This is a genomic window from Paraburkholderia bengalensis (assembly GCF_037126505.1).
GTDB classification, from domain to species: Bacteria; Pseudomonadota; Gammaproteobacteria; order Burkholderiales; family Burkholderiaceae; genus Paraburkholderia; species Paraburkholderia bengalensis.
Map to the genome: position 1 here is coordinate 59,747 of NZ_JACFYJ010000014.1, position 26,595 is coordinate 86,341.

19 protein-coding genes and 3 pseudogenes are annotated in these 26,595 nt (G+C 62.0%); 13 read left to right on the top strand and 9 right to left on the bottom strand.

Features of this window, described 5'->3' with window-relative positions; genetic code table 11:
- Positions 1 to 8 precede the first annotated feature (8 nt).
- Positions 9 to 1,103 carry a BMP family ABC transporter substrate-binding protein gene (locus H3V53_RS11535; protein ID WP_054926332.1) on the top strand — a complete coding sequence of 365 codons (1,095 nt, stop codon included), beginning with the start codon at positions 9 to 11 and terminating at the stop codon, positions 1,101 to 1,103.
- 205 nt (positions 1,104 to 1,308) lie between these two features.
- Here H3V53_RS11535 and H3V53_RS11540 read toward each other — a convergent pair whose 3' ends face one another.
- A complete protein-coding gene (locus H3V53_RS11540) occupies positions 1,309 to 1,518 on the bottom strand; it encodes a dodecin (RefSeq protein ID WP_336598006.1) in 210 nt (69 codons plus the stop codon).
- 189 nt (positions 1,519 to 1,707) lie between these two features.
- On the opposite strand from H3V53_RS11540, the gene H3V53_RS11545 reads away from it, so the two are divergent.
- From H3V53_RS11545 to H3V53_RS11565, 5 genes are all read left to right on the top strand, one after another.
- Entirely contained in the window at positions 1,708 to 2,601 is an 894-nt protein-coding gene (locus H3V53_RS11545) for an NAD(P)-dependent oxidoreductase (RefSeq protein ID WP_336598007.1), read from the top strand.
- Positions 2,602 to 2,696: 95 nt separating this feature from the next.
- The gene (locus tag H3V53_RS11550; protein WP_054926329.1) at positions 2,697 to 4,289 is read left to right on the top strand and encodes an ABC-F family ATPase; all 1,593 of its coding nucleotides are present in this window, start codon (positions 2,697 to 2,699) and stop codon (positions 4,287 to 4,289) included.
- A 159-nt stretch (positions 4,290 to 4,448) separates the two neighbouring features.
- A complete protein-coding gene (locus tag H3V53_RS11555) occupies positions 4,449 to 5,885 on the top strand; it encodes an aldehyde dehydrogenase family protein (RefSeq protein WP_336598008.1) in 1,437 nt (478 codons plus the stop codon).
- Positions 5,886 to 6,067: 182 nt separating this feature from the next.
- Positions 6,068 to 7,258: an NAD(P)H-dependent flavin oxidoreductase gene (locus H3V53_RS11560; RefSeq protein WP_336598009.1), complete on the top strand. Its 1,191-nt coding sequence runs from the start codon at positions 6,068 to 6,070 to the stop codon at positions 7,256 to 7,258.
- Between the two features lie 94 nt (positions 7,259 to 7,352).
- A complete protein-coding gene (locus H3V53_RS11565) occupies positions 7,353 to 7,997 on the top strand; it encodes an OmpW/AlkL family protein (protein ID WP_336598010.1) in 645 nt (214 codons plus the stop codon).
- A 132-nt stretch (positions 7,998 to 8,129) separates the two neighbouring features.
- Here the strand turns inward: H3V53_RS11565 and H3V53_RS11570 are convergent, their stop codons facing one another.
- Entirely contained in the window at positions 8,130 to 8,333 is a 204-nt protein-coding gene (locus tag H3V53_RS11570; RefSeq protein ID WP_336598011.1) for a DUF1289 domain-containing protein, read from the bottom strand.
- Between the two features lie 828 nt (positions 8,334 to 9,161).
- Between H3V53_RS11570 and H3V53_RS11575 the strand changes: the two genes are divergently transcribed.
- From H3V53_RS11575 to H3V53_RS11590, 4 genes are all read left to right on the top strand, one after another.
- Positions 9,162 to 10,262 carry an extracellular solute-binding protein gene (locus H3V53_RS11575; RefSeq protein WP_054926319.1) on the top strand — a complete coding sequence of 367 codons (1,101 nt, stop codon included), beginning with the start codon at positions 9,162 to 9,164 and terminating at the stop codon, positions 10,260 to 10,262.
- A 114-nt stretch (positions 10,263 to 10,376) separates the two neighbouring features.
- Positions 10,377 to 11,540 (top strand): ABC transporter ATP-binding protein, encoded by a 1,164-nt coding sequence (locus H3V53_RS11580; protein WP_336598012.1) that lies wholly within the window; start codon positions 10,377 to 10,379, stop codon positions 11,538 to 11,540.
- Positions 11,537 to 12,469, top strand: coding sequence for an ABC transporter permease subunit (locus H3V53_RS11585; protein ID WP_336598013.1), 933 nt, complete (start codon positions 11,537 to 11,539; stop codon positions 12,467 to 12,469). The genes H3V53_RS11580 and H3V53_RS11585 overlap by 4 nt, the downstream gene beginning before the upstream one ends.
- Complete coding sequence (locus tag H3V53_RS11590; RefSeq protein WP_054926316.1) at positions 12,466 to 13,284, top strand: ABC transporter permease subunit; 819 nt, start codon at positions 12,466 to 12,468, stop codon at positions 13,282 to 13,284. The genes H3V53_RS11585 and H3V53_RS11590 overlap by 4 nt, the downstream gene beginning before the upstream one ends.
- Positions 13,285 to 13,391: 107 nt before the next feature.
- Here the strand turns inward: H3V53_RS11590 and H3V53_RS11595 are convergent, their stop codons facing one another.
- Positions 13,392 to 14,801: a methyl-accepting chemotaxis protein gene (locus H3V53_RS11595; protein WP_336598014.1), complete on the bottom strand. Its 1,410-nt coding sequence runs from the start codon at positions 14,799 to 14,801 to the stop codon at positions 13,392 to 13,394.
- A 575-nt stretch (positions 14,802 to 15,376) separates the two neighbouring features.
- Between H3V53_RS11595 and H3V53_RS11600 the strand changes: the two genes are divergently transcribed.
- Entirely contained in the window at positions 15,377 to 16,048 is a 672-nt protein-coding gene (locus tag H3V53_RS11600; RefSeq protein ID WP_336598015.1) for a class I SAM-dependent methyltransferase, read from the top strand.
- Positions 16,049 to 16,222: 174 nt separating this feature from the next.
- On the opposite strand, the gene H3V53_RS11605 is transcribed toward H3V53_RS11600, so the two are convergent.
- Positions 16,223 to 17,713 carry a flavin-containing monooxygenase gene (locus H3V53_RS11605; protein ID WP_336598016.1) on the bottom strand — a complete coding sequence of 497 codons (1,491 nt, stop codon included), beginning with the start codon at positions 17,711 to 17,713 and terminating at the stop codon, positions 16,223 to 16,225.
- A 196-nt stretch (positions 17,714 to 17,909) separates the two neighbouring features.
- Between H3V53_RS11605 and H3V53_RS11610 the strand changes: the two are divergent.
- Positions 17,910 to 18,549, top strand: a pseudogene (locus H3V53_RS11610) (TetR family transcriptional regulator).
- 117 nt (positions 18,550 to 18,666) lie between these two features.
- On the opposite strand, the pseudogene H3V53_RS11615 reads toward H3V53_RS11610, so the two are convergent.
- From H3V53_RS11615 to H3V53_RS11630, 4 genes and pseudogenes are all read right to left on the bottom strand, one after another.
- Positions 18,667 to 19,877, bottom strand: a pseudogene (locus H3V53_RS11615) (tetratricopeptide repeat protein).
- Positions 19,878 to 19,986: 109 nt separating this feature from the next.
- Entirely contained in the window at positions 19,987 to 20,667 is a 681-nt protein-coding gene (locus tag H3V53_RS11620) for a PspA/IM30 family protein (RefSeq protein WP_054926344.1), read from the bottom strand.
- Positions 20,668 to 21,176: 509 nt separating this feature from the next.
- Positions 21,177 to 21,617, bottom strand: a complete 441-nt coding sequence (locus tag H3V53_RS11625) for a hypothetical protein (protein WP_336598017.1) — start codon at positions 21,615 to 21,617, stop codon at positions 21,177 to 21,179.
- A complete protein-coding gene (locus H3V53_RS11630; protein WP_336598018.1) occupies positions 21,578 to 21,856 on the bottom strand; it encodes a plasmid mobilization protein in 279 nt (92 codons plus the stop codon). The genes H3V53_RS11625 and H3V53_RS11630 overlap by 40 nt, the downstream gene beginning before the upstream one ends.
- A gap of 633 nt (positions 21,857 to 22,489) precedes the next feature.
- Between H3V53_RS11630 and H3V53_RS11635 the strand changes: the two genes are divergently transcribed.
- Complete coding sequence (locus H3V53_RS11635) at positions 22,490 to 25,030, top strand: penicillin-binding protein 1A (protein ID WP_336598019.1); 2,541 nt, start codon at positions 22,490 to 22,492, stop codon at positions 25,028 to 25,030.
- A 93-nt stretch (positions 25,031 to 25,123) separates the two neighbouring features.
- Here H3V53_RS11635 and H3V53_RS11640 read toward each other — a convergent pair.
- Positions 25,124 to 26,595, bottom strand: a pseudogene (locus H3V53_RS11640) (efflux transporter outer membrane subunit).

Consider the following 26,595-nt stretch of genomic DNA (forward strand, 5'->3'; position numbering starts at 1 on the left):
GAGAAAACATGAAGAAAAGAACCATGCTGCACGCGTTCGCGCTGGCGGCTGCGTCGCTGGCTGCCGGCGGCGCGCTGATGCCAGTGGCACAAGCCGCCGACGTCCCCGGCGTCGCGTTCGTCTATCTCGGCAATCCCGGCGACGCAGGCTGGACCTATGCGCACGACCAGGGCGCGAAGGAAGCGGAAGCGAAGTTCGGCAACAAGATCAAGATCACGCGCGTGGAGAATGTGCCCGAATCCGCCGATTCGGAGCGCGTGTTCCGCGATCTCGCAAACAAAGGCAACAAGATCATTTTCGGTTCGAGCTTCGGCTTCCAGGACTTCGAGCTGAAAGTTGCAAAGGACTTCCCGGACACCGTTTTTCTGCATGCAACCGGCTATAAGAAGGCCGCGAATTTCGGTACGTATGACGTACGCATGTATCAGGGTGCCTATCTCGCAGGCGTCGCCGCCGGCTATGTGACGAAGACGAATACACTCGGTTTCGTCGCGTCGGTGCCGATTCCTGAAGTGGTCCGCAACATCAATGCATACACGCTGGGTGCACGCTCCGTGAACCCGAAGGTGCACACCAAGGTCATCTGGATCAATAGCTGGTTCGATCCCGGCAAGGAGAAGCAGGCGGCCGAAACGCTGATCGGGCAGGGCGCGGACGTGCTCCTGCAGAACACAGATTCGAGCGCGACGCTTGCAACCGCCTCGGAAAAGCATGTGCATGCGTTCGGCTGGGATTCGGACATGAAGAAGTTCGGTCCTGATGCGCATTTGGGTTCAGTCGTCGCGCATTGGGGCGTGTACTACACAGCTGCCATCCAGCAGGTGCTCGATGGCAAGTGGAAGAATGATCCCGTCTGGTGGGGCATTCCGCAAAAGGCCGTCAATCTCGAGGATATGAACACGTCGGCGATTCCCGCCAACGCGCTGAAGGACGTCGACGCGAAGCGCGCACAGCTGGCAAGCGGCAAGTGGGACGTGTTCACCGGACCGATCAAGGACCAGACGGGAGCGGTAAAGGTGCCGGAGGGCAAGACGCTGGCCGATCCTGAACTACAACGCCTGAACTGGTATGTCGAAGGTGTGGATGGCTCGCTGCCGAAATAAATGGCAGACGTCTCTGCAGTGCTGACTTGCGTCGTGCCTCAGGGCATTGCGCACCTGGGCATGCCGCGCATGCGCTTCGCGCACGAACAGGAGAGCTGCATTCGGTTTCGTTTCGAATGCAGCTTTTTTCATTCGCAAGCGCGCGACATCCGCGTCATGCATCGGTGCATCAGATTCGCTGCGCTGCGGGAACGACGGCTCAGCGTCAATCGTCGATACGCAAACCGACCTTGAGCGTGACCTGCCAGTGCGAGACCTTGTTGTCCTCGATGTGACCGCGCGTCTCTATGACCTGGAACCAGTGCAGATTGCGCAGCGTTTTACCTGCTTTCTCGATCGCGCAACGGATTGCGTCATCGCTGGACATGGTCGATGAACCGGTCAGCTCGATTTGCTTGTAGACGTGGTCGCTCATGATGCACCTCCTGGTGGTCGAGAAAAGTATAGGTAATGCTTGCGCATGAATGAACCTGAAAACATGTCGCACATCGTGTGCCCGGCATGTTGCAGTACGGTGCCGCCGGTATGATGGAAAGCTCGAATGTCGTTTGTGGATGGCAACTGCAGTGCGATGCAGGCCGTGCATCGATAGAGGAGAAAAGAAGTGGATATTGGTTTTTGCGGGCCGGGGCTGATGGGGGCGCCGATGATCCGGCATCTGCTGGGCGCGGGACACACAGTGCAGGTGTGGAACCGGACGCGAGCGAAGGCGGAATCGCTGGTTCCGGACGGTGCAACTGTCGCGTCCACACCAGCCGAACTTGCAGGGCGGGCTGAAGCCATTTTCCTGTGCGTGCTGGATGCTGCAGCCGTGGAGGAAGTCGTATTCGGCGAGAACGGGGTCGTGCGCGGCGTGCTGGCGGCGAACGGCGACAGTCGCGTGCGTTGGATCGTCGATCACGGCAGTATTCCGCCTGCGGCGACGCGTGCTTTCGCGGCGCGCGCGGCGCAAGTGGACATCGGCTGGATCGATGCGCCCGTTTCGGGCGGTGTGTCGGGTGCAATCGCGGGCACCCTCGCCATCATGGCGGGCGGCGAGGCAACTGACGTCGCGGCTGTCGCGCCCGCCATCGGGGCGTACGCGGCGCGCGTCACGCACATGGGCGCGGCGGGAGCGGGACAAACAACAAAGCTATGCAACCAGGCCATCGTCACGTCGACAGTGGCGGCCATTGCCGAGGCCGTCAGCCTTGCGCAACGCAGCGGGATCGACGCAGCGCGTCTCACGGAGGCGCTCGCGGGCGGCTGGGCGGACTCGGTGCTGCTGCAGACTTTCGTGCCGCGCATGACGCGGTCGCCCCAGCCGCCGATTGGTGCGCTGAGCACGTTCCAGAAAGACGTCGACACGATCGCCGCCGCTGCATATCAAACAGGAACTCCAATGCCGGTTTCGGGCACCGTGCAGCAGCTTTTGCGTTTGGGTGCAGCTATGGGGCTCGCAGATGCAGATTTATCCGGTTTCATCGACGTGTTGCACACGCCGCGTAAAAAAGACTAGCAGGCGAGGCGTGGGGCCCCGCGCCGGCGCGCCTGACGCGATAACCTGCTAAAATACTTGGTTTTTCGCCGATCTATCATTCAAAGGGACGCGCCGTGCTGTCTACTGCCAACATCACCATGCAATTCGGGCCGAAGCCCCTGTTCGAGAACATCTCGGTCAAATTCGGCGAAGGCAACCGCTACGGCCTGATCGGCGCGAACGGTTGCGGCAAATCGACGTTCATGAAAATCCTGGGCGGCGACCTGGAATCGAGCGCAGGCAACGTGATGCTCGAGCCTAACGTTCGCCTCGGCAAGCTGCGTCAGGACCAGTTCGCGTATGAAGACGTGCGCGTGCTCGACGTGGTGATGATGGGCCACACGGAAATGTGGGCGGCGATGACGGAACGCGACGCCATCTACGCGAATCCCGAGGCCACCGACGATGACTACATGCGCGCAGCCGAACTTGAAGCAAAGTTCGCTGAATACGATGGGTATACGGCCGAAGCGCGCGCGGGTGAGCTGCTGCTCGGCATCGGTATCTCGATAGACCTGCACAATGGTCCGATGAGCAACGTGGCGCCAGGCTGGAAACTGCGTGTGCTGCTTGCACAGGCGCTGTTTTCGAAGCCGGACGTGCTGCTGCTCGACGAGCCGACCAACAACCTGGACATCAACTCGATCCGCTGGCTCGAAGACGTGCTGAACGAGTACGACTCGACGATGATCATCATCTCGCACGACCGGCACTTCCTGAACCAGGTCTGTACGCACATGGCGGACATGGACTACGGCACGCTGAAGGTCTATCCGGGCAACTACGACGACTACATGCTGGCCAGCACGCAGGCGCGGGAGCGCCAGCAGGCCGCCAACGCGAAAGCGAAGGAGCGGGTCGCTGATCTGCAGGATTTCGTGCGCCGCTTCTCGGCCAACAAGTCGAAGGCGCGTCAGGCCACCAGCCGCCTGAAGATGATCGACAAGATCAAGATCGAGGAATTCAAGCCCTCGTCGCGTCAGAATCCGTTCATCCGCTTCGAGTACGAAAAGAAACTGCACAATATTGCAGTGGTTGCGGACAGCATCACGAAGAAATACGACCGCACGATCTTCAATAACTTCAACCTGAGTGTGCAGCCGGGCGAGCGCATCGCGATCATCGGCGAAAACGGCGCGGGCAAGACCACGTTGCTGCGTTCGCTGCTCGGCAATCTGACGCTCGATCACGGCACGATCAAGTGGGCCGAGAACGCGAATGTCGGCTACATGCCGCAGGACACGTATGAAGAGTTTCCCAACGACGTCACGCTGATGGACTGGATCGACCAGTACCGCAAGGAAGGCGACGACGAGCAGATGGTGCGCGGCACGCTTGGCCGTCTGCTTTTTAATGCAGACGACATCAAGAAGTCGGTGAAGGTGCTGTCGGGTGGCGAGAAGGGGCGCATGATCTGGGGCAAGCTGATGCTGGGCCGTCATAACGTGCTGCTGATGGACGAACCGACGAACCACATGGACATGGAGTCGATCGAATCGCTGCAGGTCGCATTGGACAAGTACGACGGCACGCTGATTTTCGTTTCCCACGACCGCGAATTCGTCAGCGGCCTCGCAAACCGCATCATCGAAGTGAAGACGGATGGCACGTTGAACGACTTCGGTGGCAACTACGAGGACTTCCTGGCGAGCCAGGGCGTGCAATAAGCACTAGCCTGCATGCTTTACCGAAACCCGCTTCATACGAAGCGGGTTTTTTATTTCATGCGCGCCTCTCATGAAACCGCCGCGCAGCGACGTGTCCAATCGCGTCCGTTTCTCACGAGTAAAATGAATAGACTCACTTAGGAGACAGGGCGCGAAACGATGAAAACCTTCGAGCAATTTTACATCGACGGCAAGTGGATTAAACCATGCGGAACGGGCACGATCGATGTGATCGATTCGGGTACAGAAGAAGTCATGGGTCGCATTCCCGAGGGCATCGAAGCGGATGCCGAAGCCGCGATCAACGCTGCGCGCGCCGCTTTTGACGGCTGGGCCGCCACGCCACCCAAAACGCGCGGTGCTTTCCTGCAGAAAATTGCCGATAACCTGAAGGCGCGTACAGACGAAATTGCAGGCTACATCTGCGGTGAAGTCGGCATGCCGATCAAGCTCGCACGCGCGATTCAGGTCGGCGGCCCCATCTACAACTGGAATACCTATGCAAAGCTTGCGGCTGAATTCCAGTTTGAAGAACAGGTCGGCAATTCGCTCGTCGTGCGCGAACCTGTCGGTGTCGTCGCGGCGATTACGCCCTGGAACTACCCGCTGAACCAGATTACGTTGAAGGTCGCGGCGGCGCTCGCGGCCGGTTGCACTATCGTGCTCAAGCCATCGGAAGTGGCGCCGCTCAATGCATTCGCGCTTGCCGAGGCGATCCATGATGCGGGCCTGCCCGCTGGCGTGTTCAATCTTGTCAGCGGGTATGGGCCGGTAGTCGGTGAAGTGCTCGCGAGCCACCCGTCGGTCGATATGGTGTCGTTCACGGGATCGACGCGGGCGGGCAAGCGCGTCGCTGAACTTGCAGCCGCATCCGTCAAGCGGGTTGCGCTGGAACTCGGTGGCAAGTCGGCATCGGTGATTCTCGACGATGCTGATTTCGCCGCGGCAATCAAAGGAACAGTGAGTGCATGTTTCCTGAACTCGGGGCAAACGTGCTCCGCGCACACACGCATGATCGTGCCGGAGTCGCGCTACGATGAAGCGCGCGCACTTGCGAAGAAAGCGGCCGAAGCATTTGTCGCGGGCGATCCGCGTGTGGAGACGACTCGACTGGGCCCGCTCGCATCTGCCCCGCAGCAGTCTCGCGTGCAGCAGTATATTTCGCGCGGTATCGATGAAGGGGCGGAACTCATCACGGGCGGTACGGGGATGCCTGACGGAATCTCGAAGGGCTTCTTCGTGAAGCCGACGGTGTTTGGCCGCGTGCACCCGAAGGCGACGATCGCGCAGGAGGAAATCTTCGGCCCCGTGTTGACCATCCTCACCTACCAGGACGAGGAAGAAGCGGTACGCATCGCGAACGATTCCATTTACGGCCTCGGCGGCGCGGTCTGGGCCGGCAGCGACGAGCGCGCAATCGGCATTGCGCGGCGCATCCGCACCGGACAGGTCGACATCAATGGCGGCGCCTGGAACATGATTGCTCCGTTCGGCGGCTTCAAACAGTCTGGACACGGCAGGGAGAACGGCATTTACGGACTCGAAGAGTATCTCGAGTACAAGTCGATGCAGTTGAAGGTGGTTAAACCTGCATGAGTTTGCTTGAGCACGGTGCACGACAGTTCATCTGTGCGCGTGCGTGACGCGTGACTGGGCGCAACGAAAGCGCGTGTCGTCGTACGGCACGCGCTTTTTGTTTGACTTCACGCAAGATACTGCATCCGCTAGTTGCGAACATCGAGGCTTTGCGTCGAATTCCTCGGCGATGGAGGCCTCTCATGTTTCCCTTTCATCCGTTTGCGCCGCTCGTGATCCGTGGGCGATCGCTATTGCCCGCCGTGCAGGGCGGGATGGGCGTCGGCGTATCTGCACACCGTCTCGCGGGCAGCGTCGCGCGCGAAGGCGCGCTCGGCACGATCGCCAGCATCGACCTACGGCATCATCACGCGGATCTGCTTGAACGCTGTCGCGCATCGCCCGATCGCGCGACGCTCGAACACGCGAACCGTATCGCTCTGGCGCGTGAGATCGACGCCGCGCGCAGTCTCAGCGAAGGGCGCGGGATGATCGCCGTCAATGTGATGAAGGCCGTCAATGCGTATGCGGACTACGTGCGGACCGCATGCGAGAACGGGGCGGACGCAATCGTCATGGGGGCGGGCCTGCCGCTCGATCTGCCCGATCTGACACAAGGGCACGACATTGCGCTGATTCCGATTTTGTCGGACAGCCGCGGTGTTGGCATTGTTCTCAGGAAGTGGATGAAGAAAGGCCGGTTGCCCGATGCAATCGTGATCGAGCACCCGGCGCATGCGGGCGGACATCTCGGGGTGGCGAACCTGGACGACATGCACGATACGCGCTTCGACTTCACGCGAGTACTGCATGACATTGACGAACTGTTCACTTCACTGCAGATCAGCCGCACTGAAGTGCCCGTAATCGTGGCCGGCGGCATCAACAGTCATCAGGCAGTGCGCGCGTGCCTCGAAGCGGGGGCAAACGGCGTGCAGATCGGCACCGCATTCGCCGTCACCGAAGAGGGCGATGCGCATCCGAATTTCAAGCGCGTGCTCGCCGAAGCATTGCCGGACGACATCGTGGAGTTCGTCAGCGTGACAGGTTTGCCTGCACGCGCGGTGAAGACGCCGTGGCTCGAACGCTACCTTCGCCATGAAGCGCACGTTCGGACGAAGATCGGTGCACTGAAGCGCGCCTGCCCAACTGCACTCGAATGCCTGAGTGCATGTGGATTGCGCGATGGCATCGAAAAGTTTGGGCACTTCTGCATCGATACGCGGCTCGCTGCTGCACTGCGCGGCGACGTGAACAACGGACTGTTCTTTCGCGGACGCGAAGCATTGCCGTTCGGCAGTGCGATTCGTAGCGTGCGCGATCTTCTCGAACTGCTGCTGACCGGCGCGGCGCGACCGGCTGTCGCAGGGCGACTCGCGTTTTCCCTGAATTGACGAGCGTCAACGAGCGTGTGTCGCGGAGCTTCGACAATGCTCTCGCGCGTTATTTCGCACTTCGCGCGACCACACAGAAAAATCAGGGTAGCTTATGAACAGAAAAATTCGATCGATCGGGGCCGCACTGTGCACAGCAGGATTGGCGTTGTTGACCTCGCACGCATTTGCCGGGGATAGCGACCCGGCCCCGGGTATTCACGCTGGCGACGTGCTCGTGCGGCTGCGCGCCATCTCCATCGTGCCGCAGGTGCGCACGAGCGACGCCTTGTCCACGCTAAATGTCGACGTCAACAATGCGACGGTGCCGGAACTCGACTTCACGTACATGATCCGTGACAACATCGGCGTCGAACTGATTCTTGCCACGTCTCGTCATCAACTGACTTCCAGCATCGGCGATCTTGGCGGCGTCAACGTACTGCCGCCGACGTTGCTGCTGCAGTACCACTTCAATCATCAGGGGCAGGTCAGGCCCTATGTTGGCGCGGGTGTGAACTACACGTACTTCTACAACAACGGATTGCATGCAGGCGGCCAGCAGATCGCGGTCAAGCGCAGCAGTTTCGGTCCGGCGTTGCAAATGGGCGTCGACGTCGATATCACGAAGAAGGTGTTCGCGAACGTCGACGTGAAGAAGGTCTGGATGAAAACGGATGCATCGCTCAACGGTGCATCGCTCGGCACGCTGCACATCGATCCGTTGATCGTGGGCGTCGGCGTGGGCATGAAATTTTGAGTGCGGTTCAGACGAACGACGCTCAAGAAAATCGCTTCAAGGAAAAACGCCAGCTGCATCATGAGCTGGCGTTTTTTTCTTGCCGGGTCTGCGTCGGCGATCTGGGATCGACTGGCGCCACGGCGCGTCACATCACAGCTTGTCGTAATTGAACCGCATCGCCGTGCCTTCGCGTTCGATACGCGTCCAGACGGCACGCTTTTCCTCGTCGGTCAAAAACACCCAATTCGACACTTCCGTGGCCGTACGGCCGCAGCCCTTGCAGACTTCGTCGAAAAGTGTTGAGCAGACGCCGATACAGGGGCTGTCGGGCATATCGTGCAGATTGGAGGACATCAAACACCTTGAACGGAAATGCATGCGGTCCGCTATGGTAAACCAAAAGCGAATCTGGTTTCCCGTGGTCGTTCTGTGCGCATGCCGCCTCCTCGGGGGAGGCACGATGCAGTTCCGGCAAGGAAAGGCAACCGCATTGTGAAAACCGGCTTACAAAGTGCAAGGGCGCCCGCTTCGAACGTTTCCGGGGCCTGATGCATGCGTTGACATGCAATCCGGTTCAACCCTCCACGGTGTCGGGGCGCCGGCTCCTTACCGGATGCATTCGGGTTCATCCCGGTTGCGCCATTGTCCACACTTGCCGGACATCATCGGTTGGGGCAATCCCGCGTCGGCATGCGCTCCGGTGCATCGACTCAGGCGCCGCGCGGCTTCCGCTATCTCGGCTTATTGACGGTCTATAGTGAAGGATGGGTGCGCCCATCGGGCAGGATGAGCCGCGCTTCGGGCGACATGCACTGCAATCGACGGCTTTGCGTCCCGGGAGGAGGTTTTTTTCGGGTGGACACAACGCGATAACCCGATAAAATTGCGGCCAATTTTGCAGCGGCCCAGTTGCACCCGTCGGGTTCACGCAGCGAACAGAACGGCCGCGCAGCGTCAGCGTCTGCTCACAATGCCCGATTCCAACGTTGGAACCGGGCAGGCGTGACCCGGCCCGCAGAAGGCCGCGCGCTGTACCCTTTGCGCGACATCTGGCGGTTTTTTTTTGAATCGGGCATCGATTGATGGTAGCTTTCGGTTTTTTCAAGGGTAGCCGCCTGCAGCATGCAGCGGCCTGAAGCGGGGTCAGCGACCGGCTATACGCCGGCTAGAACGGAGAACGGAATGAAAAAACGGGTGGTGGGCCAACTGGCCGCGCTGGTGTTGTGCGCTGCGCCTTTCGTGTCGGCGGCTGCGAAAGATACACAACTGAACGTGTATAACTGGTCGGACTACATCGCCAAGGACACGATTCCGAACTTCACGAAGCAGACGGGCGTCCAGGTCAAATACGACAACTATGACAGCGACGATACGCTGCAGGCCAAGCTGCTGACGGGCAACTCGGGTTACGACATCGTCGTGCCGACCAGCAACTACGCGGGCAAGCAGATCGCAGCGGGCATCTTCACGCCGCTCGACAAGTCGAAGATCCCGAACCTCAAATACCTCGATCCGTCGCTGATGGCGCTCGTCGCGGGCGCAGATCCGGGCAACCAGTACACGGTGCCCTGGGCGTACGGCACGACGGGTCTCGGCTACAACGTCACGAAGGCGCAGCAGATTCTCGGCAAGGGCGTCGCGCTCGACAACTGGGATATCCTGTTCAAGCCGGAAAACATTTCGAAGCTGAAGGCGTGCGGCGTATCCGTGCTCGACGCACCCGACCAGATGTTCGCGGCCGCGCTGCACTACATCGGCAAAGATCCGATGAGCACGAACCCAGCCGACTATCGCGAAGCACTCGCGATGATGAAGAAGATCCGTCCGTACATCACGCAGTTCAATTCGTCGGGCTACATCAACGACATGGTCGGCGGCGACGTTTGCTTCGCATACGGCTGGTCGGGCGACGTCGTGATCGCGAAACACCGTGCGGCCGAAGCGAAGAAGCCGTACAAGATCGACTATTACATTCCGAAGGGCGGCGCACCCGTGTGGTTCGACGTGATGGCCATTCCGAAGGACGCGAAGCACAAGGAAGCCGCGCTCGAATGGATCAACTACATCGAGACGCCGCAGGTCCACGCGGCGATCACGAACGCCGTGTACTACCCGAGCGCGAATCTCGAAGCCCGCAAGTACGTGGACAAGGACGTCGCGAACGACCCGGCCGTCTACCCGCCGGCGGATGTCGTCAAGACGCTGTTTCTGTTGAAGCCGCTGCCGCCTGAAATCCAGCGTCTGCAGACGCGGTTGTGGACCGAGTTCAAGTCCGGCCGCTGACCTCGCACTGAGCCGTTCCGAGCCAGGCAGTCATGCAGGAAAGCATCATCATGAAGCCCTCGGCAAATAGCCGGGGGCTTTGTTCGTCAAATGCAGGGAGAGAAGCAGCAGATCATGAGTGACCAGTCGAACGTGCTGGCGGGGGCCGGCGTGTCGTCCGCGGGCAATTCCGCCGTTGCGCAGGCCGCAGCGGAAAACTTCGTGCAGATCGTCGACGTCGTGAAGAAGTTCGGCGAGACGGTTGCTGTCAAGGGCGTGAACCTGTCGGTGAAGAAGGGCGAACTGTTCGCGCTGCTCGGCAGTTCCGGTTGTGGAAAGTCGACGCTGTTGCGCATGCTCGCGGGGCTGGAGTCGATCACGTCGGGCAAGATCCTGATCGACGGCGAAGACCTTGCGCAGATGCCGCCGTACAAGCGGCCTGTGAACATGATGTTTCAGTCGTATGCGCTCTTTCCCCATATGACGGTCGAATCGAATGTCGCGTTCGGCCTCAAGCAGGAAGGCGTGCCGAAGGCCGAACTCAACGAGCGTGTGCAGTCCGCGCTCGAACTCGTGCAGATGGGTCGCTTCGCGAAGAGAAAACCGCATCAACTGTCGGGCGGGCAGCAGCAGCGCGTCGCGCTCGCACGCTCGCTCGTGAAGCGTCCGAAGCTCTTGCTGCTCGACGAGCCGATGTCCGCACTCGACAAGCAGATCCGCCAGCGCACGCAGATCGAACTCGTCAACATTCTCGACAAGGTCGGCGTCACCTGCATCATGGTCACGCACGATCAGGAAGAGGCGATGACGATGGCAAGCCGCCTCGCCGTGATGAGCGAAGGCGAGATCGTGCAGCTCGGCACGCCCAATGAAGTCTACGAATATCCGAACAGCCGCTTCTCGGCCGAGTTCATCGGCTCGACGAATCTGTTCGACGGCAACGTCGTAGAGGACGAGCCGGATCACGTGTACATCGAAACGCCCGATCTGCCCGTGCGTCTCTACGTGAGCCACGGCATCACAGGGCCGCTCGGCATGCCCGTGACGATCTCGGTGCGCCCCGAGCGCATCGCGCTCACGCGCAAGCCGCCCGAAGGCGCATTCAACTGGGGCAAGGGCACGGTCACCAACATCGCATACATGGGCGGCTACTCGCTGTATCACGTGAAGCTCGACGCGGGCAAGACGGTGATCGCGAACGTGTCGAGCCTCGCGCTATCGGAAATTGAAACGCCGACGTGGGGCGACGAAGTGTACGTGCGCTGGAGCGCGTCGGCGGGTGTGGTGCTGACGTCATGAAAAGCGCGCTGCATTCGTTTTTGATGTGGCCCGTGCGCCGCTTCGATTTGACGGGGCGCACAGCTGTCGTCGCGGGGCCGTTCGTCTGGCTGCTGCTGTTCTTCCTTGTGCCGTTCCTGCTGGTCGTAAAGATCAGTTTCGCGGATCTGCAACTGGGCATTCCGCCGTACACGGAACTGACGACGATCAAGGACGGCGTGATTCACATCGCCCTCGACTTGTCGCACTACGCGTTCCTGGTGCAGGACAGCCTGTACTTCGCGACGTATGTGAACTCGGTCGTCGTCGCGGCGATCTCCACGCTGCTGTGCCTGCTGCTCGGCTATCCGATGGCGTACTACATCGCGCGCTCGAATCCTTCCACGCGCAACGTTCTGATGATGGCCGTGATGCTGCCGTTCTGGACATCGTTCCTGATCCGCGTGTACGCCTGGATCGGCATCCTGAAGAACAACGGGCTGCTGAACAACTTCCTGATGTCGATCGGTCTGATCCATTCGCCCATCGAGCTGTATCACACGAATACGGCCGTCTATATCGGCATGGTGTACTCGTACCTGCCGTTCCTCGTGATGCCGCTGTACGCGCATCTCGTGAAGATGGACCTGACGTTGCTCGAAGCCGCGTACGACCTCGGCGCGAAACCGTGGAAGGCGTTCTGGCAGATCACGCTGCCGCTGTCGAAGAACGGCATTATCGCCGGCTGCCTGCTGGTGTTCATTCCGGCCGTAGGCGAGTATGTGATTCCTGAACTGCTCGGCGGCGCGAACACGCTGATGATCGGCCGCGTGATGTGGAATGAGTTCTTCGACAACGCCGACTGGCCGATGGCTTCTGCCGTCACGTGTGCAATGGTGCTGCTGCTGCTCGTGCCGATGGCGTTGTTCCAGTACTCGCAGGCGAAGGAACTGGAGGAGAAGCGCCGATGAAACCGAATCGTGTATTGCAGTTCATCGCGCTGGCGATAGGCTTCGCGTTCCTCTATGTGCCGATCATCAGCCTCGTCGTCTATTCGTTCAACGAGTCTCAACTCGTGACGGTGTGGACGCGCTTTTCGACGCGCTGGTACGCCGCGCTGCTGCAGGACGACGAACTGATCGCCGCCGCGTGGCTATCGCTGCGGGTGGCGCTGTTGACGGCGTTCGCGTCAGTGATCATCGGTACGTGGGCGGGCTTCGTCCTTGCGCGCATGGGGCGGTTTCGTGGCTTCACGTTGTACACCGGGATGATCAATGCACCGCTCGTGATTCCCGAAGTGATCCAGGGTATTTCGCTGCTTCTGCTCTTCATCGAAATGGGTAAGTGGCTTGGATGGCCGGCGGGGCGCGGCATCTTCACGATCTGGATCGGCCACGTGATGCTGTGTATTTCCTACGTCGCGATTATTGTGCAGTCGCGCGTGCGTGACCTACATCCGTCGCTCGAGGAGGCTGCACTGGACCTCGGAGCGACGCCGCTGCGTGTATTTTTCTTCATTACACTGCCGTTGATCTCGCAGGCGCTGGTGGCGGGTTGGCTGCTGTCGTTCACGCTGTCGATCGACGATCTGGTGTTGTCCGCATTCCTGTCGGGGCCGGGTTCGACGACGTTGCCGCTGGTTGTGTTCTCGCGCGTGCGGCTGGGTCTGAATCCCGAAATGAATGCGCTGGCAACGTTGTTCATTGCTGTCGTCACTGTAGGCGTCGTCGTGGCAAACCACTTCATGCAGCGCGCCGAGAAACGGCGGCTGGCGATGGCCATCTGATTTCCGGTTGCCGACGTTTCATTCTTTTGCGGGCGCGCGGATGGGCGCCCGCAAAGCGAGTCAGGCTCGCGTTCGCACCGGATGCCCGAGCAGCGTTTCTGATCCGTTCAGATCCGATAGCCGATCCGTAGCCCGCCCCAATGTTTGCCGTGGACGAAAATCGGCGCTGACGCGTCCTTCATCAGCGCGTATGCACCGCCGCCCATGTCGCGCCGATACGTTTGCAGCAGAAAGCGCTTCGTGCTGGTTCCGGCAGCGAGCCCCGTCCGGTCGTTGAACAGCCGCCGATTACGGCAGTTCGCGGCGTTCCATACGGGATCGTCGCGCTGCGGTTGCGAGAACTTGAGGTTGTGCGTGGGGAGATAGCCGCGCACATCGACGGCGGCACAAAACGCCACGCGTGGATCGAGGCCGAGCAAGGGCTCCTGGACGGACGGCAGGATGCGATCGGTGAACTCAGTGAAACGCGTGACGAACTGCTGTGGATTCGTGCCCGGTACGGGTACGTAGCGATCGTCGAAAAGATCGTTCATCGATAGTTCACCGCGCGAAACGGCCGCCTCGAACAGCTTGCCGACCTTCGCGGCGGCCTGTTCGACGGCATCGATGAACCGCGTATCGGCCGTCTCGACGCCGGTGGCCGCTGTCAACTCGATCAGATTTTCTGAGACGCCCAACAGATTGCCGAGGCGATCCTTCGCCTGCACGAAGTTCTCGCCGGAGTGCTCGACGTCCGTGGCGATTTCCGATACCTGCGACTCGAATGCATTGCATTGCTCCTCAATCTCGCCCGACAGCGTCGCGATCTGATTAGCCTCTGCATTCAATTGCATGATCGCGTGGCCGGTCGAGTGCACGACGTCGCCGATCATCCGAGTTCCCTCGCGCACACGCTGCGCGCGAGCCGTATTTTCGGCGCCTTCGGCGATCAGCCGCTCGGTTTGCCCGGTCAGTTGCGCGAGCGTCGTCTCGATCTGTCCCGTTGCCTGGGCAGTCTTCGCCGACAGCGTCTTGACCTCGGCGGCGACAACCGCAAAGCTCTTGCCGAACTCGCCCGCGCGTGCTGCTTCGATCGCGGCGTTGAGCGCGAGCAGATGCGTTTGCCGCGCGATCAGCGAGATCTCTTCCGACACGCGGCTCACGTGCGACAGCGCGGCGCGCAGCGCGCCAATCTGGCTTTCGATGACCGTCACGCCCTCGACGAGTCCGTGAATATCAGACAACGACGCTTCGAGCGTCTGCTGGGATTGTTCGACGTCGTTCGCGGCCTGTGAGGTGACAGTGCGCATTTCGCGCGCCGCCTCGGCGATGCGGTGGTTGCCGGCGAGCGTCGCGGCTGCCGACTGCCGCAGCGCGTGACAGACGTCCGCCTGGCGCTCGACGCGCGCCGCGACTTCTTCGATATGGCCGGACACATCGCAGATCTCGATGCCGAGTTTGCCTGCCTGCGCGGCGATATGGCCGACTACGGATGAAGTCCCGCCGCGGCGCGAGCGGCGCTGGAAGAAGCGCGTCATGATTTCACGTCTCCTGGACCGCGTGACGCGGGCGTCCTGATGTCTGTGTGAGTACCGGATAGTGCATGTGGTGCGTCAGATCACGTGCATCGATGCGACCGGCAGATGAACTGGGGCACATGAATTGCACGTCTCACACGCTTACATTTTCTCTACGGCGTCTTACGCACCCGCTTGATAGGGACTATCCCGCAGTGGGATCGGGTACGATCCGGAAGTCCGTGCGCACGCCGTGCCCGATGTCTGTCGAACCCATCAACCGATGATGATTGAATCCTTTGCGCGCGTGTCGGGCTGGGAGCAGCTGGTTTATCTGTGGGAGCTGATCGTGATGGTCTGCAAGTTCCTATGGGGTCTGCTGCGCCTGCTGGGTGGCGGTTGACGGATGAATTGCAGTGCAATGCACTGCGATGCGATGCAATGTAGCTTGAACTCCAGTACCCTAAATCGATTGCCCTTTCTGGGGTTCCAATCATGAGCCGAGATTCCACCCAGCGCTTCACCGATCGTGTGACTGACTACGTCAAGTACCGGCCGGGCTATCCTCGCGATGTCGTGACGTTCCTGCACGCGACATGCGGCCTGCCCGATGGCGCGCGCGTCGCGACATCGGCGCGGGTACGGGCATTTCGGCTCGGCTCCTTCTCGACGCGGGCCACTGCGTCGTCGCCGTGGAGCCGAACCAGGCGATGCGCGCCGCCGCCGACGCGTGGCTTGGCGGCTTCACGGGCTATTCGAGCGTCGCCGGCACCGCCGAAGCCACGACGCTCGATGCAGCGAGTGTCGATCTCGTGATGGCTGCGCAGGCCTTCCATTGGTTCGATCCCGTCGCCGCGCGGCGCGAATTCGCGCGCATTTTGAAGCGGCGCGGACTCGTCGCGTTGTTCTGGAATAACCGGATGCTCGAAAACACGCCATTTCTCGCCGGCTACGAAGCGCTGTTGCAACGCTTTAGCGACGACTATCAGTCAGTCGCGGAACGCTATCCGGATGATGATTCGATGGCCGCGTGGTTCGGCGACGGTCGTGTCCGCACGGCGCGCTTTCCGAATGTGCAGCGGCTCGACTTCGAAGGTTTGAGGGGACGGTTGATGTCGTCGTCCTATGCGCCGAAAGCCGGACACCCGAATCACGAACCGATGCTGGCCGCGTTGCGCGAGCTTTTCGACCGTACCGCCCACGACGGCACAGTCGAGTTCCTCTATGAGACATGCGTGTATGCCGGACATGCACGCGACGAAAGCTAAACGTGCACCGGAGTGCATCTGGTAGGAGGCCGGACCAGAAAAGCCCATAAATCGTTCAGCGCGTGCTGCGGTGACCTCTCCATCGAAAAATGTCGGGGCCCGCGTGAACTCTACTGCATACAGGTGGAATGCGTCCGTCTTTGCCGCCCCTCAGGATGAGCGTCGCCACACTCCCTAATCTGTGAACGTGTATTCGCCACCACGTACGCGACGCGTACGCCGACGAAAATTGAACGTGAAGCCCGGCCAGATCGCCGTGACCTTGCCGCTCTCCGTCTGATACCAGCTGCGGCAGCCGCTGGCCCAGACGGAGCGCTGCATCTGGCGCTGCAATTCTTCGTTGAACGCCCGTTGTACATCGGAGCGAAGGTTCATCGTGCGGGCGCCTCGTCGTTGCAGTTCGCGCAGGCAATCGGCAATGTATTGCACCTGTGACTCGATCATGAAGAGCAGCGAGTTGTGACCGAGCACTGTGTTCGGTCCCACCATCAGGAAGAAGTTCGGAAAATCTGCGACGCTCGTGCCGAGATAGGCTTCCGGACCATCGCGCAGCCATCGGGCGCCGAGGTTCGCGCCGCCAACGCCCGTTACCTCGAACGGCGTGCCGACGTCGTTCACCTGAAATCCAGTGCCGCAGATGATCGCGTCGACGGCATGAAGTGCGTTGTCTGCCGTCACGATGCCGTCGCGTACTACAGCGCGGATGGGTGTCGTCACGACGTTCACGTTCGGCTGAGTCAGCGCCGGATAGTAGTCACTGGACAGCAGCACGCGCTTGCATCCGATCTGATAGTCCGGTGCGAGCTTGGCGCGCAATGCAGGATCTTTCACGCGCCGCTCCAGATAGCCGCGGGCGAACTTCATCGCGGGCTCCGTCAGCTTGGGATTCACGAAGAACCCAAGGCCGCGAGACTCCATCTGCCAATACGTCGCTGTACGTATGCAGCGCTGCGCGAAGGGCAGATGCGTGAACAATCGGCGCGCGCGATCGCTGATCCGTTTGTCGGGCTTCGGCATGATCCATGGCGCGCTGCGCTGGAATACCAGCAACTGTGCAACGCGCGGCTGGATCTTTGGCACGAACTGGATTGCACTTGCGCCCGTGCCGATTACCGCGACGCGCTTACCTTCGAGTGGATAGTCGTGATCCCATTGCGACGAATGAAATATCTTGCCGCCGAACGTGTCGATTCCTTCAAATCGAGGCATCGCGGGATGCGAAAGCAGGCCCACTGCGGCGATCACGACATCCGTCTCGACGGTTTCATGCACACCATTGCGCACGATATCGAGTGTCCATACAAGCCGCACGTCGTCGAACCGCGCCGCCATCACGCGGGCGTTGAACTGAATTGCATCGTCTACGCGATACTTGCTCGCACAATGCTTCAGGTAAGCGAGTATCTCGTGCTGATGACTGAAGACGCGCGACCACGATGGGTTTGCTTCGAACGAATACGAATACAGGTGCGAAGGCACATCGCAAGCGGCGCCGGGATACGTGTTATCGCGCCAGGTGCCGCCCAGATCGCCGGCTGCCTCATAAATGGTGAATGACGCATAGCCCTCGCGCTTCAGGCGTATGGCCATGCCGATGCCGGAAAAGCCGCTTCCGATAATTGCGATACGCAGATCGGACAGCGCGGCACGGCGAGGTGAGGGCATGAGATTGGTGCTCCAACGCATCGCGGCGTCTGCATCCGGCGATGATGAGTGTGAAAGAAGTAGGGTTGTCTACATTCGTCTACGACGGCTAAAGCGCAGGGTAGACAACTGTACACAGGGCGTCAAGATCGTTGTACAGTGCTGGCTCAGAGGTCGAGACATCGCGTCGCCCGTCCCGCACGGCAACCGGAATCCCATGCAATCCGAATCCGAACTGGAACCTGCTCCCGGCAAACGCAAACTGATCGAGGCCGCGTTGCGCCTGACGGCGGGCGGGCGCAGCTTCGCGAGCCTCGGACTGCGCGAACTCGCGCGCGAGGCGGGCCTCAATCCGAACACGTTCTACCGGCACTTCGATTCGCTCGACGATCTCGCGCGCGAAGCCGTCGAGTCGATTAGCCTGCGGCTACGTCCGATGTTACGGCGCGAGCGCTGGCTTGCCGCGCACGAGCCGAAAGATGTGCCGGACGGCGTGCCGCGTCGCGCGTTGTATGGCGTTCTTCGCATTTGCGCTCGAGAATCGCGAGGCGTTTATGAGCGCGCTCGCCGAGTATCACGGTGCATCGAAAGTGTTGCGCGACGCAGTGCGCGTGAATCTGCACGAAGTGTCGACTGAAATGGCCGATGACGTCATGCAGTTGAAGCTGATGCCTGCGCTGCCGCGCGAAACGGTGGAGGAAATCTGCACGCAGATCGTGCTGCAGCTTTTTCACCTGTCGCATGAATTCATCGGCAATGCCGCGCAACGCGACAGGCTGATCGACTACGCGGAGCGTTTCGTCGTCAGGCTGTTTACGGGTGCTGTCGCCCTGGCGCACTACGAAGCGCATGGTTGATGCACTTTGCTGCGTGTGCATGAAACGCATGAAACGAGCGTGAACGCCGGATGAAGTGAAATGCAAAGGGCTCCCTGAGGAGCCCTTTGCGCTTGATGATGCAGTGATGCGAAGCGATCAGGTGTCGTTCCAGCCGCCCGAATCGTCGCTGCCCATATCGACGCCACCGTCGCCGCCGCCGTCGCTCCAGTCGTTGGAGCCCTGTCCGAAGTCGATTGAGCCGGCATCGTTGCCACCGCGCTTGCGCGCCTCGTCGTCGACGATCACGTCCCGCTCGATCACGCGATCACGGCCCGAGTTGAGCGCCTCGCCGAGCAACACGCCTGTCAACAGACCGCCCATCCCGCTGCCGAAGCCGCCTCCTTGCTGGACGATGACGGGCGGCTGCTGTTGCTGCGGCGGATACGGGTAGGGCGCCTGCGGCGGATAGCCTTGCTGCTGGCCGCGCCCGAATGCCTCGTTCGCTTCGCGCGCGTACGGAGATTCGCCCGATCCCGTCCCCGCTGTCGCGGCAGGCGCCGCATTCGGATCGGCACGGCCTTCCGCACGCGCCTTGAGACTCGCGACCTGCCGTTCGAGATCCTCGATCTGATAGGGCGGCACCGGGTTCTTGCTGTTTGACAGCGCTTCGACGAGCTCTCGCAACTGCGTTTCGGCGCCTTCCACTTCGCGCTCGAGCGCTTCGTGCCCAGGTGCCGTCGACAGCTTGACGTCGAGCTTCAACGAGCGCACTTCGTTGAGCAGATCGGTCGCGCGCTTGAGTTGGACACGGCGGTCGTCGCCCGCGCGCGTGTCTTCTTGCGAGCGGGCGCGGCGCAGCGTCCAGCGCAAAATCAGCGCGATGGCCGCGATCAGTACGACGATGCCGAGCCACATCCCCATCGACGGGCCATGCCGCTGCGGTGCCTGCTGCAACGCGGACGGCGAAGCTGGCGCGCTTTCCTGCTGGGTGAACGGATTGCTCGTGCGGTGCGTGACGCCGCCGCCTACGCGCGCCGCGTCGGCGCGCAGCCGCGCCTCCGTCTGCGCGAAGCGGCCGGGGTCGGTGAAGCGGACTTGCGGGTCGAGTGTCTTCGCCTGTTGCAGTTGCGCGAGCGCTTCGGCGGGGCGGCCTTCGCGATCGAGCACCTGCGCGTACAGATAATGCGCGCGGGCACTGTCGGGATGCGCCTTGAGCACCTCGTTCAACTGCGAGTCGGCCTGTTGCCAGTTGCCCTGCTGGATCGTGGTTTCGATCTGCGTCGCCGTCGGTACCGCGAACGCGCGCCCGAGACGAGCATCAGCGAAAGCGCCACGGAAACACCAGTTGCTGCGAGGAATTTTTTCATGATGCGGGCCGGGCGGATTAGCGCCCGTCTCCATGACTATCGAGTTGCCGTGCGGCGCAGGGTACGTGCCGATGCCCGTGCCCTGCGCCGCACATCGCCTGCAGCGGGCTTACTCCGCAGGCGTGTTCAACTGCTTCTTCAGCGCGGCGAGACGATCTTCGACGGACGGGCCGCGATTCAGATCCGCGAGCTTGTCGTCGAGCGCCTTGCCGCTCTTCGTGTCGGCGGAATTCAGACGCGCGTCGGAACGTGCGTTCGACAACGCGACCTTGTCTTCCAGCTTCTGAAAATCTTCAGCAAGATTCTTGCCGCCGATGCCGCCCAGCGCTGTCGCCGCCGTATCCTTTGCCTGCGCGATCTGCTGCTTGGCCTGCAGGATGTTCGAGCGCGCGTTCAAATCGTTGCGCCGCTGACGCATATCGTCGATCTGGGTCTTCAACTGTTCGACGGATGGCTCGAGCGTGGCCAGTTCCTTCGCGAGCGCGTCGCGTTCGGCTTCCGCCGTGGCCTGCGCGCCGAGCGCCTCGCGCGCGAGCGCTTCGTCGCCTGCCTGCAGCGCGCGCTTTGCGCCGTCCTCATACTTCTTCGCCTTGTCGGCAGCGACGTCGCGCTTGCTTTGCTGCGTCGCGACCTGCGCCTGGATTTCGATCAGCGAGTTCTCCGCTTTCGCGATGCTCTCGTCGAGTTCGCGCACGATCTGGCGCGCATCACGCGACGGGTCCTGCACGGAATCGGCTGCGTCGTTCAAGAGACCTTTGACTGTCCGCGTAATGCTGTCAAAAAGCGACATGAATACCTCCATAAGATGAAATCGACGCTGAATACCCGGCCCGGTGAACATGGCGCGAAACGGTATCGACCGAACCTAGTTTACGCCGTCGTGCGCGAGGCTGCGGGTCCGGCTGCTTGCCGTCTGACAGCGCGGATGCGCGCATGTTGCAAGACGGCGGAGCAGCCGGACCTGACATCGGGGCGCGTGCGTCGAATGCAATAGCCGTGTGCGAATTTAACTCGCAGTCACTCGGGCGCTGACGCCGCGGTTATCGGTTCGCCTGTCGATGCGCGGGTATTCAACAACTCGCGGATATTAGACCACGCGTACCCTTAAAACGGTCTTAAAGTGCGATTTTTGCGCGCCTTGGGGCCTCGTCGCGCAATCTCTTGCGGCGCTCGTGTTCCCACATAGCGCGATTCACGAACGCCTGCCCGCGTCTACCAAAAACGCGTGACGAAGTTCTTTCGGATAGCCGACGATTATGCGCCCGGGTGATGGGCGATGTGCGGCCGCTGAGCAGGCGCTCAGGCGAAACGGCCGCTGCCTTCGGCAGGATCGATGTCCGGCTCGTCGCTTTCGGATTCGTGACGTCGCTGGACGCCGAGATTGCGGTTCGACGACAGCAGCGTGGACGTCCGCGCTGGCGTGCGCGTGTCGGTGGCGTGGGTATTCGAAAGGTTGTCCGTTGCGCCGAGCGGGTTCGGCGCTTCGTGCGAAGCGATGGCCGCGGCTTTCGCGGCTGTGACGCGCGCGGCGGCTTGCACGGCGGCAGCCTCGTCGGTGTCTGCGTCCTCGGGCGGATTGAGGGCGGCAAGCGCCGCGACGGGATCGACGGCGTTCGCCGCGTCGCTCGATGCGAGCGATTCCTGCGGCGCCGTGGCGGCGCGAACGATGTCGTTTTCACTGCGCGTGGATTCGTCGTGCGTCACCGACGGCCTGAGCGCGGACGGCGTGGCTTGCCGCACATGCTTGCCCGCTCGCGCGACACGCTGAGCGCCGCATTCAGCGCGTCGGGCTCGCGCGGCGCCCGCAACCGGTCGACGATGCTCGCCGCCTTGACCTGCTCGCTGGTCGCGCCAAAGTTCATCACCGCGCGGCGCATGAGTTCGCTGACGCTGATGCCGAGGTTGTCCGCCGTCGCGGAAATGGCGCGCTTCTGCGCAGGCGTTACAAAGACGACGATGCGTTCCCTGGGCTTGTTCATAGATCGGCTCGCGTTCTTGGTCTGATATCGAACTGCGGAGGAATCCGGGCAGCGCGGCGAGGCCCGCTTGGCGCGCGTTGAACCATCATAAGACTAAATCGAGATGCGCGGTTGTACGCAGACGAAAATCGGGCGCCGCGTAAAATGGCCGTCACATCAATGACTTGGCAATTTTGCCAGACGATTGTCCACAGGGCTTTCCACGCTTTCTGTTGATAACTGCGCGGTCGCGCGCGACGGGGACTCGGCGCGCGATACGCGGCGTTTTCCCGTCTTGCGGCGGTGTTTTTTGGTGCTTCGGGGCGCGATCATGAGGGAATACTTACAAAAAAATCACGGTTCGCGCCGCTTGATTTCTTTAAAATGCGCTGTTACGTTGCGCCAGACAGTGCTGTGGCGCGCCATGCGATGCACGGGACGGGGTGAAGCATTGGGCGTCGGACGGGGGCGTCGCCACGGCAGACCATGACGCCGCGCGCGGGCATCCCGGGCGCCGCCGCATCAGCGGCACGGCGCCGCTCTGGCGCGCAACGGCGCCACCAAGCGTTTTTGCGCGCGGGCGTCATCACGATCACGATCGAGCGCGCTGCGCGTGCCTTTGCGGCGTGTAGCACAGCGCCCATCATTCCAGTCATGCCTATCATCAAACGACCGCATTCTTCCAACTCCTCAGGGCATTCAGGCCGAGAGCCGAGCTTCGGCGGCAGCGACAACCCGAGCCGCGACTACCGGTACGCGAAGCGCGAAGAAGACGACCGCGACGAACGCGGCAGGAACGAGCGCGGCGGCCGCTCGATCGGCGGCACGATCGCGCTGTGGTTCGTCGGGCTGTTCGCGACGCTGATGGTGGTCGGCGCGCTGATCGTCGGCTATGCGCTGGTCGTGATGGGGCCGCAACTGCCGTCGCTCGATGCGCTGACGGACTACCGGCCCAAGGTGCCGCTGCGCATCTACACCGCCGATCACGTGCTGATCGGCGAGTTCGGCGAAGAGCGCCGCAGCCTCGTGCGCTTCCAGGATATCCCCGACGTACAGAAGAAGGCCGTGCTCGCTATCGAGGACTATCGCTTTTACGAACACGGCGGCGTGGACTTCATCGGCATTCTGCGCGCGGGTTTCGCGGATCTCGCGCATGGCGGCTCGTCACAGGGCGCCAGCACGATCACGATGCAGGTTGCACGCAACTTCTTCCTGTCGAGCGAGAAGACGTACACGCGCAAGATCTATGAAATGCTGCTCGCTTACAAGATCGAACGCGCACTGACGAAGGACCAGATTCTCGAGCTGTACATGAACCAGATTTATCTGGGCGAGCGCGCGTATGGCTTCGCGGCCGCGGCGCGCGTGTACTTCGGCAAGGACCTGAAGGACATCACGCTTGCCGAGGCGGCGATGCTGGCCGGGCTGCCGAAGGCGCCGTCGGCATACAACCCGGTGGTGAATCCGAAGCGCGCGAAGATCCGCCAGGAATACATCCTGAAGCGGATGCTCGATCTGAACTACATCACGCAGGACCAGTACAACCAGGCCATCAAGCAGGAAATCCGCACGAAGACAGCGGGCAACGAGTACAGCGTGCACGCCGAGTACATCGCGGAAATGGTGCGGCAGATGATGTACTCGCAGTACAAGGACGAAACGTACACGCGCGGCCTGAACGTCAGGACGACGATCGATTCCGCCGACCAGGAAGCCGCCTATGTCGCCGTGCGCAAGGGCGTGATGGACTACGAGCGCCGTCACGGCTATCGAGGGCCGGAGGGCTTCGTCGAGCTGCCCGCGCCCGGCGACGACCGCGACGAGGCCATCGAGGACGCGCTGAACGATCACCCCGACAACGGCGAGATCGTGGCGGCCGTCGTGACGTCGGCAACGCCGAAGGAAGTGAAGACGCAATTGCTCGATGGCACGCAGGCCAGCATCACGGGCGACGGATTGCGCTTCGCGGCGGCATCGCTGTCGGCGCGCGCGGCGCAGGCGCAGAAGATCCGGCCGGGTTCGATCGTGCGCCTGATCGCCGACGCGAACGGCAACTGGCAGATCACGCAGTTGCCGCAAGTGGAGGGCGCGCTGGTGTCGATGACGCCGCAGGACGGCGCAATTCGCGCGCTCGTCGGCGGGTTCGACTTCAACAAGAACAAGTTCAACCACATCACGCAGGCGTGGCGCCAGCCGGGTTCGAGCTTCAAGCCGTTCATCTATTCCGCCGCGCTCGACAAGGGTCTCGGACCGGCGACGATCATCAATGACGCGCCGCTGTATTTCCCGCCGAGCGCGCCCGGCGGCGACGCGTGGGAGCCGAAGGACGACGACCAGCCCGACGGTCCGATGCCGATGCGCCTCGCGCTGCAGAAGTCGAAGAACCTCGTGTCGATCCGTATCCTGTCGTACATCGGCACGAAGTACGCGCAGGATTACGTGACGCAGCGCTTCGGCTTCGACGCCGACAAGACGCCGCCTTATCTCCCGATGGCGCTGGGTGCGGGGCTCGTGACGCCGCTGCAGTCGGCGGGCGCGTATAGCGTGTTCGCCAACGGCGGCTACCGCATCAATCCTTATCTGATCGCCGAAGTCGACGATGCGCATGGCCAGCCGCTGTCGCGTGCGCAGCCGCTGACGGCGGGCAAGGATGCGCCGCGCACGCTCGAGCCGCGCAACGCGTACATCATGAACAGCCTGCTGCATTCCGTCGCGACGGCGGGCACGGGCGCGGGCACGAACGTGCTGCATCGTAACGACCTGCAGGGCAAGACGGGTACGACGAACGACGCGAAGGATGGCTGGTTCGCGGGTTATCAGCAGTCGCTGGTGGCCGTCGCGTGGATGGGCTACGACCAGCCGAAGTCGCTCGGCAGTCGCGAATTCGGCGCGCAACTTGCGCTGCCTATCTGGGTCGAGTACATGCAGCGTGCGTTGCGCGGCGTGCCGCAAGCGGAGCCGGAAATGCCGCCGGGCGTGACGACCGTCGACGGCGAGCTGTTCTACGCCGACATGACGCCGGGTGCGGGCTTTGTCGCGAGCATCGGGATGGATTCGGCGAATCCGCTGGCTAGCGGCGGCGATGCTGTCGGGACCGTCGGGCCGGCGGGAATGACGCCTCCCGCGCCGCCGCCGAACGTGACGTCGACGGAGAAGAAGCAGATCATGGATCTGTTCGAGTCGAACAAGCCGTGATGTTGCGCTGAACGGCTGCAGATGGAGAAACGCCCATGATGGAAGTCATGGGCGTTTTTTTGTGCTCGCTATAACCATCCACCCTCCGCAGCTTCACTGCACAACGCCTGCACCCGCAGCAGAAACCGACTGCTCATCACCCGAAGGCGGCGGATTGCCCATCGCCTGAAACAGCGCCGCCGTGTCATTCAACCGCGCACCCGTATAACGAATTTCATCGAGCCTCGCGTTGCGATACTGCTGCTCGCTGGAACGCGACGCCGCCACGGGCACGGCGCCCAGCCGATATCGCGCCGACGTCTCATCGAACGAACGCTGCGCGGCGTGCGCCGCGATATTCGCGGCATCGAGCGATTGCGCGTCATGTTCGAGCGCGGCCAATGTATCGGCGACATTCTGAAACGCGGCGAGCACCGTCTGCTTGTACTGCGACGTCGCGGCTTCGTACGACGCGAGAGCCGCACGCCGCTGCGCGAACAGCGCGCCGCCATGGAAAATGGGCTGCGACAGCGACGCGCCAATGCTCCAGATCGCGCCCGCACCCGACAGCGCCACGGGCCAGCTAAACCCGCCCTGGCCCATCGACGCGTTCAGTGTCAGGCTCGGAAACATCTGCGCCGTCGCGACGCCGACATCGGCGGCCGCCGCCTTGAGCGTCGCGTCGGCGGCCTGAATGTCGGGGCGTGCTTTCAGCAGATCCGAAGGCACCGACACGGGGACCTGCTCCGGCACATGCAACGACGCAAGATCCAGCGGCGCGGGCGCCTGATCCGGCGTGCGGCCGAGCAGCACGGCGAGCGCGTGCGCGTCGTCAGCAGTTGCTGGCGCGCGCCGGGCAGGCTCGCCGCAAGCGATGCCGCGTTCTGCTGCGCATTGAGCAGATCGCCATGCGGCACGGCGCCGAGATCGTAGCGGCGTTGCGTGTCGCGCGCCTGTTCGTTGGCGAGCGTCACGAGCCGCTCCGTCGTCCGTACCTGTGCATCGAGCATCGCCGCCGAGATCGCCGCCGTCACGATGTTCGCCGCCAGCGCGCGGCGCGCGGCATCGAACTGATAGGCCTGCACGTTCACGCGCGACGCCAGCGCCGCATTCGCGAGCCGCGATGCGCCGAAGATGTCGAACGTGTACTGCGCCTGCAACTGGCCGACGAACACGTTGTAGAGAAATGTATTCGGACCGATTTCAGGAATCGCCAGCGCGCGCTGGCGCGAGGCCTGGCCGCCCGCGTCGATGGTCGGCAGCATGTTGCTGCCGATCTGCGCGCGCAACTGCTCGCGCGCGGCCGTGAGGCTCTTGTCGGCGGCGGCGAGCGTCGGGCTGATGTGCAAGCCCTCATCGACGAGCGCGTTCAGTTGCTCCGATTCGAACAGGCGCCACCACTGCGGCACCGCCTTCGCGCCAGCAACGAACTGCTGCGTGACGCCTTGCGCGGGCACGGTTTGCGTCGGCTGCGGATCGGCGCCGTAGTGCGCAGGCTCGGGCATCGCGGGCGGATCGCCGTTCGGGCCGAACGAACAGGCCGTCGTCAACAGGGCCGCAGCCACGGACAAAGAAGTGCGGATCAT

Bases quoted from the DNA above. Each gene is read 5' to 3' on its own strand.
- H3V53_RS11630 (WP_336598018.1), bottom strand. From the start codon at position 21,856: ATGAACAAGCCCAGGGAACGCATCGTCGTCTTTGTAACGCCTGCGCAG.
- H3V53_RS11600 (WP_336598015.1), top strand. From the start codon at position 15,377: ATGCGGCCTGCCCGATGGCGCGCGCGTCGCGACATCGGCGCGGGTACG.
- H3V53_RS11565 (WP_336598010.1), top strand. From the start codon at position 7,353: ATGAACAGAAAAATTCGATCGATCGGGGCCGCACTGTGCACAGCAGGA.
- H3V53_RS11555 (WP_336598008.1), top strand. From the start codon at position 4,449: ATGAAAACCTTCGAGCAATTTTACATCGACGGCAAGTGGATTAAACCA.
- H3V53_RS11540 (WP_336598006.1), bottom strand. From the start codon at position 1,518: ATGAGCGACCACGTCTACAAGCAAATCGAGCTGACCGGTTCATCGACC.
- H3V53_RS11585 (WP_336598013.1), top strand. From the start codon at position 11,537: ATGAAAAGCGCGCTGCATTCGTTTTTGATGTGGCCCGTGCGCCGCTTC.
- H3V53_RS11535 (WP_054926332.1), top strand. From the start codon at position 9: ATGAAGAAAAGAACCATGCTGCACGCGTTCGCGCTGGCGGCTGCGTCG.
- H3V53_RS11590 (WP_054926316.1), top strand. From the start codon at position 12,466: ATGAAACCGAATCGTGTATTGCAGTTCATCGCGCTGGCGATAGGCTTC.
- H3V53_RS11635 (WP_336598019.1), top strand. From the start codon at position 22,490: ATGCCTATCATCAAACGACCGCATTCTTCCAACTCCTCAGGGCATTCA.
- H3V53_RS11580 (WP_336598012.1), top strand. From the start codon at position 10,377: ATGAGTGACCAGTCGAACGTGCTGGCGGGGGCCGGCGTGTCGTCCGCG.
- H3V53_RS11570 (WP_336598011.1), bottom strand. From the start codon at position 8,333: ATGTCCTCCAATCTGCACGATATGCCCGACAGCCCCTGTATCGGCGTC.
- H3V53_RS11560 (WP_336598009.1), top strand. From the start codon at position 6,068: ATGTTTCCCTTTCATCCGTTTGCGCCGCTCGTGATCCGTGGGCGATCG.
- H3V53_RS11575 (WP_054926319.1), top strand. From the start codon at position 9,162: ATGAAAAAACGGGTGGTGGGCCAACTGGCCGCGCTGGTGTTGTGCGCT.
- H3V53_RS11605 (WP_336598016.1), bottom strand. From the start codon at position 17,713: ATGCCCTCACCTCGCCGTGCCGCGCTGTCCGATCTGCGTATCGCAATT.
- H3V53_RS11620 (WP_054926344.1), bottom strand. From the start codon at position 20,667: ATGTCGCTTTTTGACAGCATTACGCGGACAGTCAAAGGTCTCTTGAAC.
- H3V53_RS11595 (WP_336598014.1), bottom strand. From the start codon at position 14,801: ATGACGCGCTTCTTCCAGCGCCGCTCGCGCCGCGGCGGGACTTCATCC.